Raw genomic sequence first — 16,530 nt, forward strand, 5'->3', positions numbered from 1 at the left:
GGACAGCGGGACGGCGCCGTCGCTACCGTTTCGATCATGACGTCTGCCCGCCGCGCGCTCCCCGAGGATGCCGAGGAACTGGTCCGTCTGCGCAAGATCATGCTCGACTCGATGAGACCCAGCGACGACGTGGCGTGGCAGCGGCCGGCGCTGGAGGCGTTGCGGGGCCAGTTGGCCGATGACGAGGGCGAGTTGACGGCGTTCGTCGTCGACGATCCGGGCGGCTCGGGGCGGCTCGCCGCGTGTGCGGCCGGGATGACCCAGCGCGGCCTGGGCGGTCCGGGCAACCCGTCCGGGGTCTCCGCGCACCTCTTCAATGTGTGCACCGACCCGGACCACCGGCGGCGGGGCTACTCGCGGACCTGTGTGGAAGCGCTGCTGGCCTGGTACAAGGAGCGTGATGTGCGCCGGGTCGAGCTGCTGGCGACGGCGGACGGTGAGCCGCTGTACAGCTCCCTCGGCTTCGCCCGCACTCCGGCGCCCGCGATGCGGCTGACGCTCTGATTTAGGCTCGGAGGCATGCAGAGCCTCGCGTTGATCGAGAACTGGCCGGTCCCGACCGCCGCCGCAGCCGTCGTCCGTGCGGACGGCACCGTACTGGGGACGCACGGGCCGACGGCCCACCGTTTTCCGCTGGCCTCGGTCACCAAACCGTTGGCGGCCTATGCGGCGCTCGTCGCGTACGAGGAGGGGGCGATCGAGCTCGACGAGCCGGCCGGGCCCGAGGGCTCGACGGTGCGGCACCTGCTGGCGCACACCAGTGGGCTGGCCTTCGACGAGCACAGGACGACGTCGGAGCCGGGAGTGCGGCGGCTGTACTCGAACGCCGGGTTCGAGGTGCTCGGGGATCACATCGCGAAGGCGACGGACATCCCGTTCGCCGAGTACGCGCGGCAGGCCGTGCTGGAACCGCTGGGGATGACCTCGACCACGCTGGACGGTTCGCCCGCCAAGGACGGGGTGTCGACGGTGGACGATCTGGTGCGGTTCGCCGCGGAGGTGCAGGCGCCGAGGCTGCTGGACCCGCGCACCGTGGCCGAGGCGATGACGGTGCAGTACCCGGGGACGAAGGGCGTGCTGCCGGGGTACGGGCATCAGAATCCGAACGACTGGGGGCTCGGCTTCGAGATCCGGGACCACAAGTCGCCGCACTGGACGGGGAGTTCGTCGTCACCGCGGACGTTCGGGCACTTCGGGCAGTCGGGGACGTTCCTGTGGGTGGACCCGGATGCGGGGGCGGCCTGTGTGGCGCTGACGGACCGGGCGTTCGGGCCGTGGGCGGCCGAGGTGTGGCCGCGGTTCACCGACGCGGTGCGCGCGGAGCTCTGACAGACGGCTCGGGGGTCGCGGAGGTCAGCTCATCTCCCAGATCAGCAGCTGGCTGTCCGCCGAGGCCAGGAGCTCCAGGCCGGTTCCGTCGGTGATGCGGGCCGCGTCGCCCGGGGCGAGTTCGGTCTCGCCGAGCCGGATGGCGCCCTGGACCACGTGCAGGTAGACGTGCGGCGCGGTGGGCAGTTCGGCGCGTTCGCCAGAGGCCAGGCGCCGTACGTGGAGCATGGCGCCGGCCTCGGGGATGTCGTACGGGGTGGAGTCGGCGATGCCGTGCACCACCTCGTAGGCGGGCTCGCCGCCGGGGTCGCGGGGGGCCAGCCACATCTGGAGGAAGGTCAGGGGCTCGGTTCCGTCGTTGCGTTCGACGTGGCGGACGCCGCCGCCGGAGCTGAGCCGCTGGACGTCGCCGGGGCGCACGATCGAGACCTTGCCGGTGCTGTCCCGGTGGGTGAGTTCGCCGGTGACCACCCAGGTGACGATCTCGGTGTGGCTGTGGGGGTGTTCGTCGAAGCCGGCGCCGGGGGCCAGACGTTCCTCGTTGCAGGCGAGGATCGCGCCGAAGCGCAGGTTGTCCGGGTCGTAGTGCGGGCCGAAGGAGAACGCGTGGCGGGAGATGATCCCGGCCCCGGGCTCGCCTCCCGCGTAACGGTCGCCTGAGCGACGTACATCAATCACGTACTCCACGGTAGCCGTCCTTTCCCGGCCTCGGTCCCGCCCGGGTCGGACCCTCCACTCCGCTCAGCCGTTCCGATAAGGCAGTCTTGTCCCCGTGCCCCAATCGGAATCAGCGCAGCCCTCAGCGAACGACCCCGCGGACCGCCGCCCGGACGTCCACGCGGTCCCTCATCCGCACTCGGCGACCCTGAAGCGCCTGGAGAAGTCGTCCGGGGCGCTGGCCGCGCAGGCCATCACGCGCATGGACGAGACGCTGCCCTGGTACCGGGCCATGCCGCCGGAGAACCGGTCGTGGATCGGGCTCGTGGCGCAGGCCGGTATCGCCGCGTTCACCGAGTGGTTCCGGCACCCCGACGCCCCGCAGGCGATCTCGACCGATGTGTTCGGCACCGCGCCGCGGGAGCTGACGCGGGCCATCACGCTGCGCCAGACCGTGGAGATGGTGCGCACCACCATCGAGGTCATGGAGTCGGCCATCGACGAGGTGGCCGCGCCCGGCGACGAGAGCGTGCTGCGGGAGGCGCTGCTCGTGTACGCGCGGGAGATCGCCTTCGCGACCGCCCAGGTGTACGCGCAGGCGGCCGAGGCGCGGGGCGCCTGGGACGCGCGCCTCGAATCGCTCGTCGTGAACGCCGTGCTGTCCGGAGAGGCCGACGAGGGCGCCGTCAGCCGCGCCGCGGCCCTCGGCTGGAACTCTCCCGAGCATGTCTGCGTCGTGCTCGGCACCGCCCCCGACGGGGACAGCGAGCTGACCGTCGAGGCGATCCGGCGGGCCTCCCGGCACGCCAAGCTCCAGGTGCTCACCGGCGTGCTCGGGGACCGGCTCGTGGTCATCGCGGGCGGCAGCGACAATCCGCTGGCGGTGGCGAAGTCACTGATCGGGCCGTTCGCGGCCGGGCCCGTGGTCGCCGGTCCCGTCGTCCCCGACCTGCTCGCCGCCACCCGGTCCGCGCAGGCCGCCGCCGCCGGGCTCAAGGCGTGCGGCGCCTGGCAGGACGCGCCGCGCCCGGTCCTCGCGGACGATCTGCTGCCCGAGCGCGCGATCGCGGGCGACCCGTCCGCCCGCGAGCAGTTGGTGGAGGAGATCTACAGACCGCTGGAGGAGGCGGGCTCGGCCCTGCTGGAGACACTCAGTGTCTATCTGGAGCAGGCGAGCAGCCTGGAGGGCGCCGCGCGGATGCTCTTCGTCCACCCGAACACCGTCCGCTACCGGCTCCGACGTGTGACCGACGTCACCGGATGGTCGCCGTCGGACGTACGCTCGGCATTCACCCTGCGCATCGCGCTCATCCTGGGGCGTCTGGCCGACGGGGATCACCAGTCGTAGGCTTTTGTCGGGGGCCTACAATTCCGTCTTCGGTTCTTCGTCCCTGTCCCCACGGGCGGCCCGCACCGTCCACAAGAGAGAGTGTGAGAGTGCTCGTACTCGTCGCTCCCGGCCAAGGCGCTCAGACGCCCGGCTTCCTGACTCCCTGGCTCGACCTCCCCGGTGCCGCCGACCGCGTCGCCGCGTGGTCCGACGCCATCGGACTCGACCTGGCCCACTACGGCACCCAGGCCGACGCCGACGCGATCCGCGACACCGCCGTGGCCCAGCCGCTGCTCGTCGCGGCCGGCCTGCTGTCCGCCTCCGCGCTCGGCGACGTCACGCCGGGCGCCGTCGCGGGGCACAGCGTCGGCGAGATCACCGCGGCCGCGTTCGCCGGTGTGCTCGACGACGACGCCGCGCTGCGGCTCGTGCGCACGCGCGGCCTCGCGATGGCCGAGGCCGCCGCGATCACCGAGACCGGCATGTCGGCGCTGCTCGGCGGCTCCCCCGAGGTCACGGTCCCGCACCTGGAGAAGCTGGGCCTGACCCCGGCGAACGTCAACGGCGCGGGCCAGATCGTGGCCGCCGGCACCCTCGAGGAGCTGGCCGCGCTGGACGCCGACAAGCCCGAGGGCGTGCGCCGCGTGGTGCCGCTGAAGGTGGCCGGCGCGTTCCACACCCGCCACATGGCCCCGGCCGTGGCCACGCTGGAGAAGGCCGCCGAGGAGCTGTCCCCGGCCGACCCCACGGTCACGTACGTCTCGAACAAGGACGGCAAGACCGTCGCCACCGGCGCCGAGGTGGTCTCCCGCCTGGTCGGCCAGGTCGCGAACCCGGTCCGCTGGGACCTGTGCATGGAGACGTTCCAGGCGCTCGGCGTCACCGCGCTGATCGAGGTGTGCCCCGGCGGCACCCTCACCGGCATCGCCAAGCGCGCGCTGCCCGGCGTCAAGACCCTCGCCCTGAAGACCCCCGACGACCTCGACGCGGCCCGCGCCCTGATCGCCGAAGCCACCGAAGCAACGGCCTGAGAAGGAGATCCGAGCAGCATGTCGAAGATCAAGCCCAGTAAGGGCGCCCCGTACGCGCGCATCCTCGGTGTCGGTGGCTACCGGCCGACGCGGGTCGTGCCGAACGAGGTGATCCTCGAGAAGATCGACTCCTCGGACGAGTGGATCCGCTCGCGCTCCGGCATCTCCACCCGCCACTGGGCCGGTGACGAGGAGACCGTGGCGATGATGTCCATCGAGGCGTCCGGCAAGGCCATCGCCGACGCGGGCATCGGGCCGGAGCAGATCGGCGCCGTCGTCGTGTCGACCGTCTCGCACTTTGCGCAGACCCCGGCGATCGCCACCGAGATCGCGGACAAGCTGGGCACGCAGAAGGCCGCCGCGTTCGACATCTCCGCCGGCTGCGCGGGCTTCGGCTATGGCCTGACCCTCGCCAAGGGCATGATCGTCGAGGGCAGCGCCGAGTACGTGCTCGTCATCGGCGTGGAGCGGCTCTCCGACCTGACCGACCTGGAGGACCGCGCGACGGCCTTCCTGTTCGGCGACGGCGCCGGTGCCGTGGTCGTCGGCCCGTCCCAGGAGCCCGCGATCGGCCCGACCGTGTGGGGCTCCGAGGGCGACAAGGCCGGCACCATCAAGCAGACCGTCTCGTGGGACAAGTTCGCCATCGGCGACGTCTCGCAGCTGCCCCTGGACTCCGAGGGCAACGTCAAGTTCCCTGCGATCACGCAGGAGGGCCAGGCGGTGTTCCGCTGGGCCGTGTTCGAGATGGCGAAGGTCGCCCAGCAGGCGCTGGACGCGGCCGGAATCAGCCCGGACGACCTGGATGTCTTCATTCCCCACCAGGCCAACGAGCGGATCATCGACTCGATGGTGAAGACTCTCAAACTGCCGGAGCACGTCACGGTCGCGCGCGACGTACGCACCACCGGCAACACCTCGGCCGCCTCGATCCCGCTCGCGATGGAGCGGCTCCTGGCGACCGGTGAAGCGAAGAGCGGCGACACCGCGCTCGTCATCGGCTTCGGGGCGGGTCTCGTTTACGCCGCCACGGTCGTTACCCTCCCCTAGGCATCACGTGCGGATCACCCGATCCGTACGGATACCGCCACACCTCTGGAAACACACCGAAGGAGCGCCACAATGGCCGCCACCGAGAAGGAGATCGTCGACGGTCTCGCGGAGATCGTGAACGAGATCGCCGGCATCCCCACCGAGGACGTCCAGCTGGACAAGTCCTTCACCGACGACCTGGACGTCGACTCGCTGTCCATGGTCGAGGTCGTCGTCGCCGCCGAAGAGCGCTTCGACGTCAAGATCCCCGACGACGACGTCAAGAACCTGAAGACCGTCGGCGACGCCACGAAGTACATCCTCGACCACCAGGCCTGAGCCACAAGCTCGACCTGACAGGTCAGTCGCTCCGCCACCCGGCGGTGGCGCCGCTGAATCCCTCGCATCCGTTGGAGAAAGAATCCCTGTGAGCCCGACCAATCGCACCGTGGTCGTCACCGGTATCGGCGCAACCACACCGCTGGGTGGCGACGCGACATCCACCTGGGAGGGCCTGATCGCCGGACGTTCCGGCGTCAAGCCCCTCGACCAGGAGTGGGCCGCCGAGCAGGCGGTCCGTATCGCGGCGCCGGCCGCCGTGGATCCGGGTGAGGTCATTCCTCGCCCGCAGGCCCGCAAGCTGGACCGCTCCGCGCAGTTCGCTCTGATCGCCGCCAAGGAGGCGTGGGCCGACGCCGGCTTCACCGCCAAGGCCGGCGAGGACGAGAGTGTCGACCCCGACCGGCTCGGCGCCGTCATCGCGTCCGGCATCGGCGGTGTCACCACGCTGCTCGACCAGTACGACGTGCTGAAGGAGAAGGGCGTCCGCCGCGTCTCCCCGCACACCGTCCCGATGCTGATGCCCAACGGCCCCTCGGCCAACGTGGGCCTGCTCGTGGGCGCCCGCGCCGGTGTGCACACGCCGGTCTCCGCCTGCGCGTCGGGTGCCGAGGCCATCGGCTACGGCATCGAGATGATCCGCACCGGCCGCGCCGACGTCGTCATCTGCGGTGGCACCGAGGCGGCCATCCACCCGCTGCCCATCGCCGCGTTCGGCAACATGATGGCGATGTCCAAGAACAACGACGACCCGCAGGGTGCCTCGCGCCCCTACGACGTCGCCCGTGACGGCTTCGTCCTCGGTGAGGGCGCGGGCGTCATCGTCCTGGAGTCCGCCGAGCACGCCGCCGCGCGCGGCGCCCGCGTCTACGCGGAGGCGGTCGGCCAGGGCATCTCCGCCGACAGCCACGACATCGTGCAGCCGGAGCCGGAGGGCCGCGGTATCGCGCACGCCCTGCAGAACCTGCTGGAGAACACCGATCTGGACCCGGCCGAGATCGTGCACGTGAACGCGCACGCGACGTCGACGCCCGCCGGTGACGTGGCCGAGCTGAAGGCGCTGCGCAAGGTCTTCGGCGACGACGCCGACCACTTCGCGGTGTCCGCCACCAAGTCCATGACCGGGCATCTGCTCGGTGGTGCCGGTGGTGTCGAGACCGTGGCGTCGGTGCTGGCGCTGTACAACCGGCTGGCTCCGCCGACCATCAACGTGGAGAACCTCGACCCCGAGGCCGAGGCTGCCGCCGACATCGTGCGCGGTGAGGCGCGGAAGCTGCCGGTGGACGGGCGGATCGCCGCGCTGAACGACTCGTTCGGGTTCGGTGGGCACAACGTGGTGCTGGCATTCCGGTCGGTCTGACGTTCTGCCGCTCCGCTGAACTGGAAGTGGGCCCGCCCCGGGTTTCCGGGGCGGGCCCACTTTTTTGCGCCTCAGCGGGTGGCGGGGGATGTCGTCTCGCGGGCGCGGGCCGTCTGTGGCTGGTCGCGCCCACGCGGCGGAGCCGCAGATCGAAAAAGCCCCGCGCCCCTTACGGGGCTACACCACCTGGTGGAGCCAGCGGACCGGGGCGCCCTCGCCCGCGTAGCGGAAAGGCTCCAGTTCGTCGTCCCAGGGCTTGCCGAGGAGGCGGGCGAGTTCTGACTCCAGGTGGGCCTCGCCGGCCTGTGAGCGGGCCAGAGCGGCGCGCAGACGGTCCTCGGGGACGAGGATGTCGCCGTGGATGCCGGTGACGGCGTGGAAGATGCCGAGTTCGGGAGTGGCGCTGTAGCGCTCCCCCTCGGCTGCCGCGCAGGGCTCGGCCGTCACCTCGAAGCGCAGCAGCTGCCAGCCGCGCAGCGCGGACGCCAGCTTGGCCGCGGTGCCGGCCTCGCCGCGCCAGGAGAACTCCGATCTCCAGGTGCCCGGCGCCGCGGGCTGCCGGATCCAGTCGAGGCTCACACGCACGCCGAGAACGCCCGCGACCGCCCATTCGACGTGCGGGCACAGCGCGCGCGGTGCGGAGTGCACGTACAGAACTCCACGTGTCGTCACCGGGACCTCCAGTGTGGGTCGAGGTTCGCCTTCCCCAGCGGCCTCGCGCCCGTGCCGAGCCTTCTTCCCTCACCGCCGGGACCGACTAGGTCCAGACAAAAAGGGACACATCTGACGTGTTGTAATTTAGCGGAACCGGTACAGCGGAGTCCCACCGGGTCGACCGGGGACCCCGTGGCGAGGCTATCGCGCAGCGGTGCAAGGAGTGTGACGTACTGTCGGTCCGGGGGCACGCAAACGCCGACCTTTCACCCGGCGGGACGCACCGGTCAGTCATGGAGGGCCACGGGATGCGAAAGCCACGTCATCGGTCGACCGCCGTTCGGGCGGTGATCACCACCGTGACGGCCGTCGCGCTGGGTGCCGTGGGCCTCACCGCTTGCGACGGCTCGGGGGGCAACTCCCCCGGTCCGGAGGGTTCCGTCTCCGCGACGAAGCCGTCGCCGAAGCCCACTCCGACGTGGGACACCAGCCCGCGTTCGGTCGCCGCCGTGGGCGATTCCATCACCCGGGGCTTCGACGCGTGCGGGGTGCTGTCCGACTGCCCCGAGGTGTCCTGGGCGACCGGCACGGACCAGGACGTCGACAGCCTCGCCGTACGGCTGCTCGGCAGGAGCGGCGCGGCGAAGCACAGTTGGAACCACGCGCGCACCGGGGCGCGGATGGCGGACCTGCCGGGGCAGATGGCGCGGGCCGCCGCCGAGCGGCCCGAGCTGGTGACGGTGATGGCCGGGGCCAATGACGCGTGCCGGAGCAGCGCCGACGCCATGACCCCGGTGGCCGCGTTCCGGTCCGACTTCACCGACGCGCTGCGGCAGTTGCGGCGGACCGTGCCCAAGGCGCAGGTGTACGTGATGAGCGTGCCGGATCTGAAGCGGCTGTGGTCGCAGGGCCGCCAGAATCCGCTGGGCAAGCAGGTGTGGAAGCTGGGCATCTGCTCGTCGATGCTGGCCGATCCGGACGCGGTGGACGCGGCGGCGACCGCCCGGCGCGAGGCGGTGCAGCAGCGCGTGGAGGAGTACAACAAGGTGCTCAAGGACGTGTGCGCCGAGGACAAGCGGTGCCGCTACGACGGCGGTGCCGTCTTCGGCTTCCGGTTCGGGGAGCGGCAGTTGAGCCACTGGGACTGGTTCCATCCCAGTGTGAACGGGCAGGCCCGGCTCGCGGAGATCGCGTATCGCGGAGTGACCGCCGAGAAGCCTCTCGGCTGAAGTTCCGGGGCGCGGGCGTAGGGTCTCGATCATGCGCAGTGAACTCTTCGGCACCCTGGCCGACGGCAGCGACGACAGCGGCCCGATCGACGTCCACCGATGGGTCCTGGAACGGGACGGGGTGCGGGTACGCGTCCTGACGTACGGGGGCATCGTGCAGTCGGTGGAGGTGCCCGACCGGGCGGGCGGTGTCGCCGACATCGTGCTCGGTTTCCCGGACCTCGCCGGGTATCTGGCGCACCCGGAGCCCTACTTGGGCGCGCTGGTCGGCCGGTACGCGAACCGGATCGCGGGCGGCCGGTTCACCCTCGACGGGCAGGAGTACCGGCTGGCGGCGAACAACGCGCCGAACGCGCTGCACGGCGGTGAGCGCGGCTTCGACAAGCGGGTGTGGGCGGCCGAGGCCGCCGGGGAGCACGGCGTACGACTCAGCCGGGTGTCGCCGGACGGCGAGGAGGGCTACCCGGGGCGCCTGGAGGTCTCGGTGACGTACGCGCTGGAGGCCGGTGGCGCGCTGCGGATCTCGTACGAGGCGGTCACCGACGCGCCGACGCTGGTGAACCTCACCAATCACACGTACTGGAATCTGGGCGGGGCAGGCGCGGGGAGCGCGGCCGGCGGGCACGAGGTGCGGATCGACGCCGGGCGGGTGAGCGTCGTCGACGACACCCTGATCCCGACCGGGGAGCTGCGGCCGGTGGACGGTACGCCGTTCGACCTGCGGGAGAGCCGGAAGGCCGGTCCCGGGTTCGACCACAACTACGTACTCGACAAGGGTGTCGGGGAGACGGCCGTGGAGGTCGCCGAGGTGTACGACCCGGCGTCCGGGCGGGTGCTGAGCGTGGCCACGACCGAGCCGGGGCTGCAGTTCTACACGGCCGATCACTTCGACCCGTCGCTGCCGTTCGCGCCCGGCGACGGGATCGCGCTGGAGACGCAGCACTTCCCGGACTCGCCGAACCGGCCGGAGTTCCCGTCCACCGTGCTGCGGCCGGGCGAGGTGTATCGGTCGGAGACGGTGTACGGGTTCGGGGCCCGCTAGGTCGTGGGAAGAGATGAGGGGCGGCGGGGTCAGGTGCCGCCGCCCCTGGTCGGTGGGATCGTCGTCAGGCGGCGATCGTCTCGTTCAGGCGGGCGTCGGTGAGCGAGCGGCCCGCCGTCACGACGTACGCGCCCTCGCGGTGGACCCAGGCGCCCGTGGTCTCGTCCCAGGTCTCGAAGGCGCGGCGCGGGAGTCCGATCACCGCTTCGACGGTTTCGCCGGGGCCCGCGGTGACCGTCGCGAACCCGGCCAGCCAGCGGGCGGGCCGGTCGGTGTCGGCCTGTGACGGCGCGGGCGCCAGATAGACCTGGACGACCTCGCGGCCGGTCCGCTCCCCCGTGTTGCGGACACGGACCGTGGCCGTGGTGCCGGAAGCGCCGGAAACGGCGGAAGTGCTGTCGATGTCCAGCGACTCGTAGCTCCAGTCGGTGTAGCCCAGGCCGTGGCCGAAGGGGTAGGCGGGGGTCGCGCCGGACCGGTCCCAGGCGCGGTAGCCGATGAACACGCCCTCGGTGTAGGCGAGTTCGCCGTCGGCCGGGGTGACTCCGGTGACGGGGGCGTCGGCGAGCGCGCCCCAGGTGGTGGGCAGCCGGCCGCCGGGCTCCTCGGCGCCGCCGAGCACGTCGGCGAGGGCGGCGCCGCCCTCCTGGCCGGGGAACCAGCTCAGCAGCACGGCCGCCACCTCGTCGCGCCACGGGAGTTCCACCGGGGAGCCGGAGTTGACGACCACGACCGTGTTCGGGTTGGCGGCGGCGACGGCGCGCACCAGGTCGTCCTGGCGGCCGGGCAGCCGCAGGTCGGTGCGGTCGAAGCCCTCCGACTCGACGCGCTCGGTGGTGGCGACCACGACGACGGCGGCCTCGGCGTCGCGCGCGGCCTCGACGGCCTCGGCGATCAGGGCGTCGGCGTCGCGGCGCGGGCCGAGGTGGACGAGGCTGAACAGCACCGCGGGCAGCGGCATCGCCCTGGACCTGTCGAGCGGGTGGAGCAGGGAGACCTCGACCGGGCGGCCCGCGGTGAGCGTGACCTTGCCGCGCTCCCGCGGGGCGCCGAAGATCGCCTCGAAGGGGTCCGACTCGGTGCCCATGGACTGGACACCGTCGTAGAGGACGGTGCCGTCGACGGTGAGGGTGAAGGCACCCAGGCCCCGGGTGCCGAAGGCGTGGTCGCCGCTCTCGCGCGGGGTGAAGGTGCCGGTGATCTCGATGCTGTGCAGGGCCTCGTGGGTGACACCGGCGGGCAGGTCGTCGCCGAGCCACTGGAGCTGTCCGCTGGGCAGAGTGCCCTCGCCGAGGACGGTGCCCTCGGCGTCGCGGCAGACCGCGCGCAGCTCGAACCCCTGGTCGGCGGGGGCGAGTTCGTCGCTCGGGTCGGCTCCGACGGCGTACGTGAGCGAGGGGAACGCGGCACCGAGGCCGTCGAGCGGGGAGGTGATGTGCGCGGGGAAGACGGTGGCGGAGCCGCCGCCGAGGACGCGGGCGTCGCGGGCGGCGGCACCGACGAGGGCGATCCGGGTGTCCGGGCGCAGCGGCAGGACTCCGGTGTTGCGGACGAGGACGAAGGCGCGGCGGGCGATCTCGCGGGCCAGCGCCTCGCCGTCGATCTCGGCCGGGGCCTCGGTGACGACGGGCTCGGCGCCGTCGAGGGCGCCGACGCGGGCGGCGAGGCGCAGGACGCGGCGGACGGCGTCGTCGATTTCGGACTCGTCGGCCTCCCCCGCGCGGACGGCGGCGGCGAGCGCCGGGCCGTAGACGGTCTGCGGGCCGGGCATGGCGACGTCGAGGCCGCCCTTGAGGGCGCCGGTGGTGGAGCGGGCGGCCAGCCAGTCGGAGACGTTGAACCCGTCGAAGCCCCATTCGCCGCGCAGGATCTCGTTCACGAGGTAGCGGTGTTCGGTCATCGTCGTGCCGTTGACCTGGTTGTAGGCGGTCATGATGCCCCACGGGTGGGCGTTGGCGACGATGGCCTCGAAGGGCGCCAGGTACAGCTCGCGCAGGGCGCGCTCGCCGACGAGGTTGTTCACGGTGAAGCGGTCGGTCTCCGCGTCGTTGGCGACGAAGTGCTTGACCGTGGTGCCGACGCCGCCGGACTGCACGCCCTGGACGTAGCCGGTGCCGATGGCGCCGGTCAGGTACGGGTCCTCGCTGTACGCCTCGAAGTGGCGGCCGCCGAGCGGTGAGCGGTGCAGGTTCACGGTCGGGGCGAGCAGGACGTGGACGCCCTTGCGGCGGGCCTCCTGGGCGAGCAGGGCGCCGGCCCGGCGGGCGAGCGCGGGGTCCCAGGTGGCGGCGAGCGCGGTCGGGGACGGCAGGGCGATCGACGGGTCGTCGGCGGTCCAGCGGGTGCCGCGGACGCCGATCGGGCCGTCGGACATCACCAGGGACTTCAGGCCGATCTCCGGGATCGGGGGCAGCGACCACATGTCCTGACCTGCGAGCAGCCGGGTCTTGCTGTCGAGGTCGAGCTTGCCGAGTGCGGCCTCCACGGCCGCCTCACGGGCCTGGTCCCGCTGGTCGCCGTCCGCGTGCTGCGCCATGCCGGCACCTCCTCGTCGAGGTTCATCAAGTCTGGGCACCTCCATCCTGCACCCGTTACCTGTAGAGCAGTAGGTTTTGTTATCTTCCCGTGACTTTTTCCGTCCGGGAGTGGCCGGTCATGTCGTACGGTGACGGCATGAGCGGCACCAGAAGCGCCCGGAGCGGGGAGCGGCGGGCGGAGATCCTCCGCGCCGCGCTCGAAGTGATCGCCGAGCGCGGGTACCGGGGCGCGAGCCTCGCGGCCGTCGCCGAGCGCGTCGGCCTGACCCAGCAGGGGCTGCTGCACCACTTCCCGACGAAGGAGGCGCTGCTCGTCGCCGTCCTGGAGGAGCGGGACCAGTGGGACGCGGTGCCGGACGGCCGGTGGCGGCTCGATCTGCTGGGCTCGCTGGTGGAGTACAACGCGATGCGGCCCGGCATCGTGCAGACCTTCTCGGCGCTGCTCGGGGAGTCGGTGACCGAGGGGCATCCGGCGCGGGCGTTCTTCACCGAGCGCTATGCCGGGGTGCGGCAGGCGATGGCGCACGTGCTGCGCGCGGAGTACGGGGACCGGCTGCCGGGCGGGCTCACGCCGGAGCGGGCGGCGCCGCTGCTGGTCGCGGTGATGGACGGGCTCCAGTACCAGTGGCTGCTGGACCCGGAGTCGGTGGACATGCCGGGGGCGTTCCGGGATTTCCTGGAACTGCTCGGCGCGGACGGGTAGTTACTGGTCCCAGGCCACCGCGAGGCCCTTGCTCACCACGCAGAGGGCGGCGAAGGCGACCGCCCAGACGTACGCGCCCATCAGCGCCAGGGCGGCGGCTCCCGCACCGAACCAGAGCACCTCGAAGACGACCCGGGCCGCGCCGCTCGTCTTGTACCTGGCTCTCGGGGAGCCGAGGAGGGCCCAGGCCGTGATCATCACGGCGAGGCCGATGAAGCCGAGGAGCAGGGACAACGCGGTCGGCACGTCGCGGGTGAAGCCGTAGGCGCCCACCGCGCCGAGGGCGATCAGCTCGATGACGAAGAGGACGGCCAGGTTGGCCGCCTTCACCAGGCCGCGCCCCGCGCGGACTCCCCGGCGCGGTCGTCGTCGGAGGCCGCCTGCGGCTCCGGCGGCGCCTCCAGGTCCCGCACCATCAGCGTCGCCCCCGCCACCGCGCCGGGCATCAGGAACACCGCCACGAAGGGGACCAGGAAGGCCACCGCGAGCGGCGCTCCGAAGCCCCACGCCAGACCCCTGCGGGACCTCAACAGGGCGAGGCGGTCGCGGAGTTGGACCTCGCGGCGCTGGAGGGCCACCGCCGTCAGCTCCTCCGTGAGGAAGAAGCCGGTGACGAAGAAGCCGATGACCGGGACGACGGTCTGGCCGACGAAGGGGAGGAAGCCGCACGCGAAGAGCAGGACGCCCCACAGGCCCGCGCGGACCAGGATGCGCAGGCTGTCGCGGGCGGAGATCCACAGGTCCCGCCAGAGCGGCAGGCCCGACTCGGGCACCGTGCCGTCGCCCTCGGACCGGTCGACCTCCTCGGAGAGGGACTCGTAGAAGGGCTGGCCGACCAGCAGGGTCACGGCCGTGAAGGTGAGGACCGCGAGCAGCAGACCCAGGGCGAACAGGACCACGGTCAGGAAGCCGCGGAACAGGCCCTGCCACGGGGACGACCAGTCGTCGGCGAAGGGCGTCGCCCAGGAGATGAAGTCGTCGCCCCAGACGGCCAGGCAGACCAGGGCCGCGACGTACAGCACGAGCGTGATCAGACCGGGCAGCAGGCCCCATCCGTACTGCTTGCCGTGCCGGGCAACCCAGCGCTGCCCCTTCATCAAGTAGCCGAAGCCCGCCCCGAGATCACGCATGGCGCAAACCTTACGGGACGGGCCACAGGCCGTGGACGGTCAGACCGAGAGCGTGACCGTGATGTTGCCGCGGGTCGCCTTGGAGTAGGGGCAGACCTGGTGGGCCTTCTCGACCAGGGACTCGGCGGTGGCCGCGTCCACGTTCGGGATGCTCGCGGCGATCTCGACGATCAGGCCGAAGCCGTCGTCGTTCTTGCCGATGCCGACCTTCGCGGTGACGGTCGAACCGGTGATGTCGGCGCCCTCCTGGCGGGCGACGACGGCGAGGGCGCCCTGGAAGCAGGCGCTGTAACCGGCGGCGAAGAGCTGCTCGGGGTTGGTGCCGTTGCCCGAACCGCCCTGCTCCTTGGGCGGGTTGACGACGACGTCCAGCTTGCCGTCGTCGGTGGAGACCCGGCCGTCGCGGCCGTTCTCGGCGGTGGCTACGGCGGTGTAGACGACGTCGGACTGCGTGATGGCCATGACCGGCTCCCTCGTTCGCGCGTTCACTGTTTTTCGTTAGGCGGAACGAGGTTACCGAATCATGGAACCACTGGAAGTGACCGGGGTCACTTGGGGCAGGTCAGAGCTTCACGACCATCTTTCCGGTGTTGTCGCCGCGCAGCTGGCCGAGGAAGGCCTCCAGGTTGTTCTCGATGCCCTCGACGAACGTCTCGCGGTACTTCAGCTCGCCGGAGCGGACCCAGGCGCCGACCTCCTGGACGAACTGCGGCTGGAGGTCGTAGTGGTCGCCGACGAGGAAGCCCTCGATGCGGCCGCGGGTCTGGATCAGCCGGGCGAGGTTGCGCGGGCCGGGGGCCGGCTCCGTGTTGTTGTAGACGGAGATGGCGCCGCAGATGGCGATGCGGCCGTCCCGGTTGAGGTTCTGGATGGCGGCCTCAAGGTGGTCGCCGCCCACGTTGTCGAAGTAGGTGTCGACGCCCTCGGGGGCGGCCTCCTTGAGCAGCGTGTGGACATCGCCCGACTTGTAGTTGAAGGCCGCGTCGAAGCCGTACTCCTCCAGGAGCAGCTTCACCTTCTCGTCCGAGCCCGCCGAGCCGATGACCCGCGAGGCGCCCTTGAGCTTGGCGATCTGGCCGACCTGGCCGCCGACGGCGCCGGCCGCGCCGGAGACGAAGACGCTGTCGCCCTCCTTGAAGGACAGGGTGCGCAGCAGGCCCGCGTACGCGGTCAGGCCGGTCATGCCGAGCACGCCGAGGTACGTGGAGAGCGGCGCCGCCTCGGGGTCGACCTTCACGGCCTGCTTGGCGTCGAACGTCGCGTACTCGCGCCAGCCGAAGAAGTGCAGGACGTGGTCGCCGACCGCGACGCCCTCGTCGTTCGACGCGATGACGACGCCGACCGCGCCGCCCTGCATGGCCTTGCCCAGCTCATAGGGGGCGACGTACGACTTCGCGGCGGACATCCGGCCGCGCATGTACGGGTCGACGGAGACATAGAGGTTCTTGACCAGGACCTGGCCGGCGCCCGGCTCGGTCACCGGCGCCTCGCGCAGCTCGAAGTCCTCGGGCTTCGGCCAGCCGACCGGACGGCTGAGCAGGACCCATTCGCGACCGGTGGCGGGGATCTGGGGGGTGTCGGCGGACATGCGCTGATCCTTCGGCTAGGGGACGGCTCGACCAAGAACTACGTCACAACTGTTTCAGTAACTGAAACAACCATGCGTCTGAATATTTCACTGTGTCAAGTAAATGGGTACTCTGGAGACCATGACCGCCTCCCGTTCCCGCCGTATGGACCCGCTCACGATCGAAGTGGTCGAGCTGATCGGGGGCGTCGTCGCGCGCTACCACCAGGAGTACGAGGAGGCCGCCGCCCGGCACCGGCTGACCGGGGCGCAGGCCCGGGTCCTGAGCCTGCTCACCCTCGAACCGCTGCCGATGCGGCAGATCGCGCAGCGCCTGAAGTGCGAGCCGTCGAACATCACGGGGATCGTGGACCGGCTGGAGGCGCGCGGGCTCGTGGAGCGGCAGCCGTCGCCCGGGGACCGGCGGGTGAAGGTGGCGGTGCCGACGGCGGAGGGGATACAGGTGGCGCGGGGTCTGCGCGACTCCCTCGACTTCGCGCGGGAGCCGCTGGCCGGGCTGTCGCACGAGGAGCGTACGGCGTTCAGGGACATGCTGCGCAGGATGCTCGGCACCGACTGACGGCCCCGGC

Annotated in this window: 18 protein-coding genes; 11 read left to right on the plus strand and 7 right to left on the minus strand. The window is 71.6% G+C overall.

The features are described from left to right. The first annotated feature begins 36 nt into the window (after nt 1–36). Nucleotides 37–504: a GNAT family N-acetyltransferase gene (locus tag ABII15_RS12480; protein WP_353942378.1), complete on the plus strand. Its 468-nt coding sequence runs from the start codon at nt 37–39 to the stop codon at nt 502–504. Nucleotides 505–519: 15 nt separating this feature from the next. After that, entirely contained in the window at nt 520–1,329 is an 810-nt protein-coding gene (locus tag ABII15_RS12485; RefSeq protein ID WP_353942379.1) for a serine hydrolase domain-containing protein, read from the plus strand. A 24-nt stretch (nt 1,330–1,353) separates the two neighbouring features. Here the strand turns inward: ABII15_RS12485 and ABII15_RS12490 are convergent, their stop codons facing one another. Beyond that, nucleotides 1,354–2,016, minus strand: coding sequence for a pirin family protein (locus tag ABII15_RS12490; RefSeq protein WP_353942380.1), 663 nt, complete (start codon nt 2,014–2,016; stop codon nt 1,354–1,356). 178 nt (nt 2,017–2,194) lie between these two features. On the opposite strand from ABII15_RS12490, the gene fasR reads away from it, so the two are divergent. The 5 genes from fasR (at nt 2,195) to ABII15_RS12515 (ending at nt 7,078) form a co-directional block, all read left to right on the plus strand. Further along, nucleotides 2,195–3,334, plus strand: coding sequence for a fatty acid biosynthesis transcriptional regulator FasR (gene fasR / locus ABII15_RS12495; protein WP_353947037.1), 1,140 nt, complete (start codon nt 2,195–2,197; stop codon nt 3,332–3,334). Nucleotides 3,335–3,423: 89 nt separating this feature from the next. After that, nucleotides 3,424–4,347: an ACP S-malonyltransferase gene (locus tag ABII15_RS12500; RefSeq protein WP_353942381.1), complete on the plus strand. Its 924-nt coding sequence runs from the start codon at nt 3,424–3,426 to the stop codon at nt 4,345–4,347. Nucleotides 4,348–4,365: 18 nt separating this feature from the next. After that, entirely contained in the window at nt 4,366–5,397 is a 1,032-nt protein-coding gene (locus tag ABII15_RS12505) for a ketoacyl-ACP synthase III (protein ID WP_353942382.1), read from the plus strand. 72 nt (nt 5,398–5,469) lie between these two features. Further along, nucleotides 5,470–5,718, plus strand: coding sequence for an acyl carrier protein (locus tag ABII15_RS12510; RefSeq protein ID WP_111662126.1), 249 nt, complete (start codon nt 5,470–5,472; stop codon nt 5,716–5,718). A gap of 88 nt (nt 5,719–5,806) precedes the next feature. Beyond that, the gene (locus ABII15_RS12515) at nt 5,807–7,078 is read left to right on the plus strand and encodes a beta-ketoacyl-[acyl-carrier-protein] synthase family protein (RefSeq protein WP_353942383.1); all 1,272 of its coding nucleotides are present in this window, start codon (nt 5,807–5,809) and stop codon (nt 7,076–7,078) included. A gap of 177 nt (nt 7,079–7,255) precedes the next feature. Here ABII15_RS12515 and ABII15_RS12520 read toward each other — a convergent pair whose 3' ends face one another. Next, nucleotides 7,256–7,750: a DUF3145 domain-containing protein gene (locus tag ABII15_RS12520; protein ID WP_353942384.1), complete on the minus strand. Its 495-nt coding sequence runs from the start codon at nt 7,748–7,750 to the stop codon at nt 7,256–7,258. A 290-nt stretch (nt 7,751–8,040) separates the two neighbouring features. On the opposite strand from ABII15_RS12520, the gene ABII15_RS12525 reads away from it, so the two are divergent. Together ABII15_RS12525 and ABII15_RS12530 are read left to right on the plus strand one after the other, a co-directional pair. Further along, entirely contained in the window at nt 8,041–8,961 is a 921-nt protein-coding gene (locus tag ABII15_RS12525; RefSeq protein ID WP_353942385.1) for an SGNH/GDSL hydrolase family protein, read from the plus strand. A gap of 31 nt (nt 8,962–8,992) precedes the next feature. Continuing rightward, nucleotides 8,993–10,003: an aldose epimerase family protein gene (locus ABII15_RS12530; RefSeq protein WP_353942386.1), complete on the plus strand. Its 1,011-nt coding sequence runs from the start codon at nt 8,993–8,995 to the stop codon at nt 10,001–10,003. A 64-nt stretch (nt 10,004–10,067) separates the two neighbouring features. Here ABII15_RS12530 and ABII15_RS12535 read toward each other — a convergent pair whose 3' ends face one another. Beyond that, nucleotides 10,068–12,539 (minus strand): glycoside hydrolase family 3 C-terminal domain-containing protein, encoded by a 2,472-nt coding sequence (locus tag ABII15_RS12535; RefSeq protein ID WP_353942387.1) that lies wholly within the window; start codon nt 12,537–12,539, stop codon nt 10,068–10,070. A gap of 119 nt (nt 12,540–12,658) precedes the next feature. Between ABII15_RS12535 and ABII15_RS12540 the strand changes: the two genes are divergently transcribed. Then, nucleotides 12,659–13,243 (plus strand): TetR/AcrR family transcriptional regulator, encoded by a 585-nt coding sequence (locus ABII15_RS12540; protein WP_353942388.1) that lies wholly within the window; start codon nt 12,659–12,661, stop codon nt 13,241–13,243. Here ABII15_RS12540 and ABII15_RS12545 read toward each other — a convergent pair whose 3' ends face one another. The 4 genes from ABII15_RS12545 to ABII15_RS12560 form a co-directional block, all read right to left on the minus strand. Then, nucleotides 13,244–13,573, minus strand: coding sequence for a YrdB family protein (locus ABII15_RS12545; protein ID WP_353942389.1), 330 nt, complete (start codon nt 13,571–13,573; stop codon nt 13,244–13,246). Beyond that, nucleotides 13,570–14,373 carry an EI24 domain-containing protein gene (locus ABII15_RS12550; protein ID WP_353942390.1) on the minus strand — a complete coding sequence of 268 codons (804 nt, stop codon included), beginning with the start codon at nt 14,371–14,373 and terminating at the stop codon, nt 13,570–13,572. Before ABII15_RS12550 ends, ABII15_RS12545 begins: the two co-directional genes overlap by 4 nt. A gap of 39 nt (nt 14,374–14,412) precedes the next feature. After that, complete coding sequence (locus ABII15_RS12555) at nt 14,413–14,835, minus strand: organic hydroperoxide resistance protein (RefSeq protein ID WP_353942391.1); 423 nt, start codon at nt 14,833–14,835, stop codon at nt 14,413–14,415. A 100-nt stretch (nt 14,836–14,935) separates the two neighbouring features. Next, a complete protein-coding gene (locus tag ABII15_RS12560; protein WP_353942392.1) occupies nt 14,936–15,961 on the minus strand; it encodes an NADP-dependent oxidoreductase in 1,026 nt (341 codons plus the stop codon). Nucleotides 15,962–16,082: 121 nt separating this feature from the next. Between ABII15_RS12560 and ABII15_RS12565 the strand changes: the two genes are divergently transcribed. Then, nucleotides 16,083–16,520 (plus strand): MarR family transcriptional regulator, encoded by a 438-nt coding sequence (locus ABII15_RS12565; protein ID WP_353942393.1) that lies wholly within the window; start codon nt 16,083–16,085, stop codon nt 16,518–16,520. Nucleotides 16,521–16,530 lie beyond the last annotated feature (10 nt).

This window comes from Streptomyces sp. HUAS MG91, from assembly GCF_040529335.1.
Classification (GTDB): domain Bacteria; phylum Actinomycetota; class Actinomycetes; order Streptomycetales; family Streptomycetaceae; genus Streptomyces; species Streptomyces tabacisoli.

Bases quoted from the DNA above. Each gene is read 5' to 3' on its own strand.
- ABII15_RS12480 (WP_353942378.1), top strand. From the start codon at position 37: ATGACGTCTGCCCGCCGCGCGCTCCCCGAGGATGCCGAGGAACTGGTC.
- ABII15_RS12485 (WP_353942379.1), top strand. From the start codon at position 520: ATGCAGAGCCTCGCGTTGATCGAGAACTGGCCGGTCCCGACCGCCGCC.
- ABII15_RS12505 (WP_353942382.1), top strand. From the start codon at position 4,366: ATGTCGAAGATCAAGCCCAGTAAGGGCGCCCCGTACGCGCGCATCCTC.
- ABII15_RS12510 (WP_111662126.1), top strand. From the start codon at position 5,470: ATGGCCGCCACCGAGAAGGAGATCGTCGACGGTCTCGCGGAGATCGTG.
- ABII15_RS12525 (WP_353942385.1), top strand. From the start codon at position 8,041: ATGCGAAAGCCACGTCATCGGTCGACCGCCGTTCGGGCGGTGATCACC.
- ABII15_RS12530 (WP_353942386.1), top strand. From the start codon at position 8,993: ATGCGCAGTGAACTCTTCGGCACCCTGGCCGACGGCAGCGACGACAGC.
- ABII15_RS12535 (WP_353942387.1), bottom strand. From the start codon at position 12,539: ATGGCGCAGCACGCGGACGGCGACCAGCGGGACCAGGCCCGTGAGGCG.
- ABII15_RS12540 (WP_353942388.1), top strand. From the start codon at position 12,659: ATGTCGTACGGTGACGGCATGAGCGGCACCAGAAGCGCCCGGAGCGGG.
- ABII15_RS12550 (WP_353942390.1), bottom strand. From the start codon at position 14,373: ATGCGTGATCTCGGGGCGGGCTTCGGCTACTTGATGAAGGGGCAGCGC.
- ABII15_RS12555 (WP_353942391.1), bottom strand. From the start codon at position 14,835: ATGGCCATCACGCAGTCCGACGTCGTCTACACCGCCGTAGCCACCGCC.
- ABII15_RS12560 (WP_353942392.1), bottom strand. From the start codon at position 15,961: ATGTCCGCCGACACCCCCCAGATCCCCGCCACCGGTCGCGAATGGGTC.
- ABII15_RS12565 (WP_353942393.1), top strand. From the start codon at position 16,083: ATGACCGCCTCCCGTTCCCGCCGTATGGACCCGCTCACGATCGAAGTG.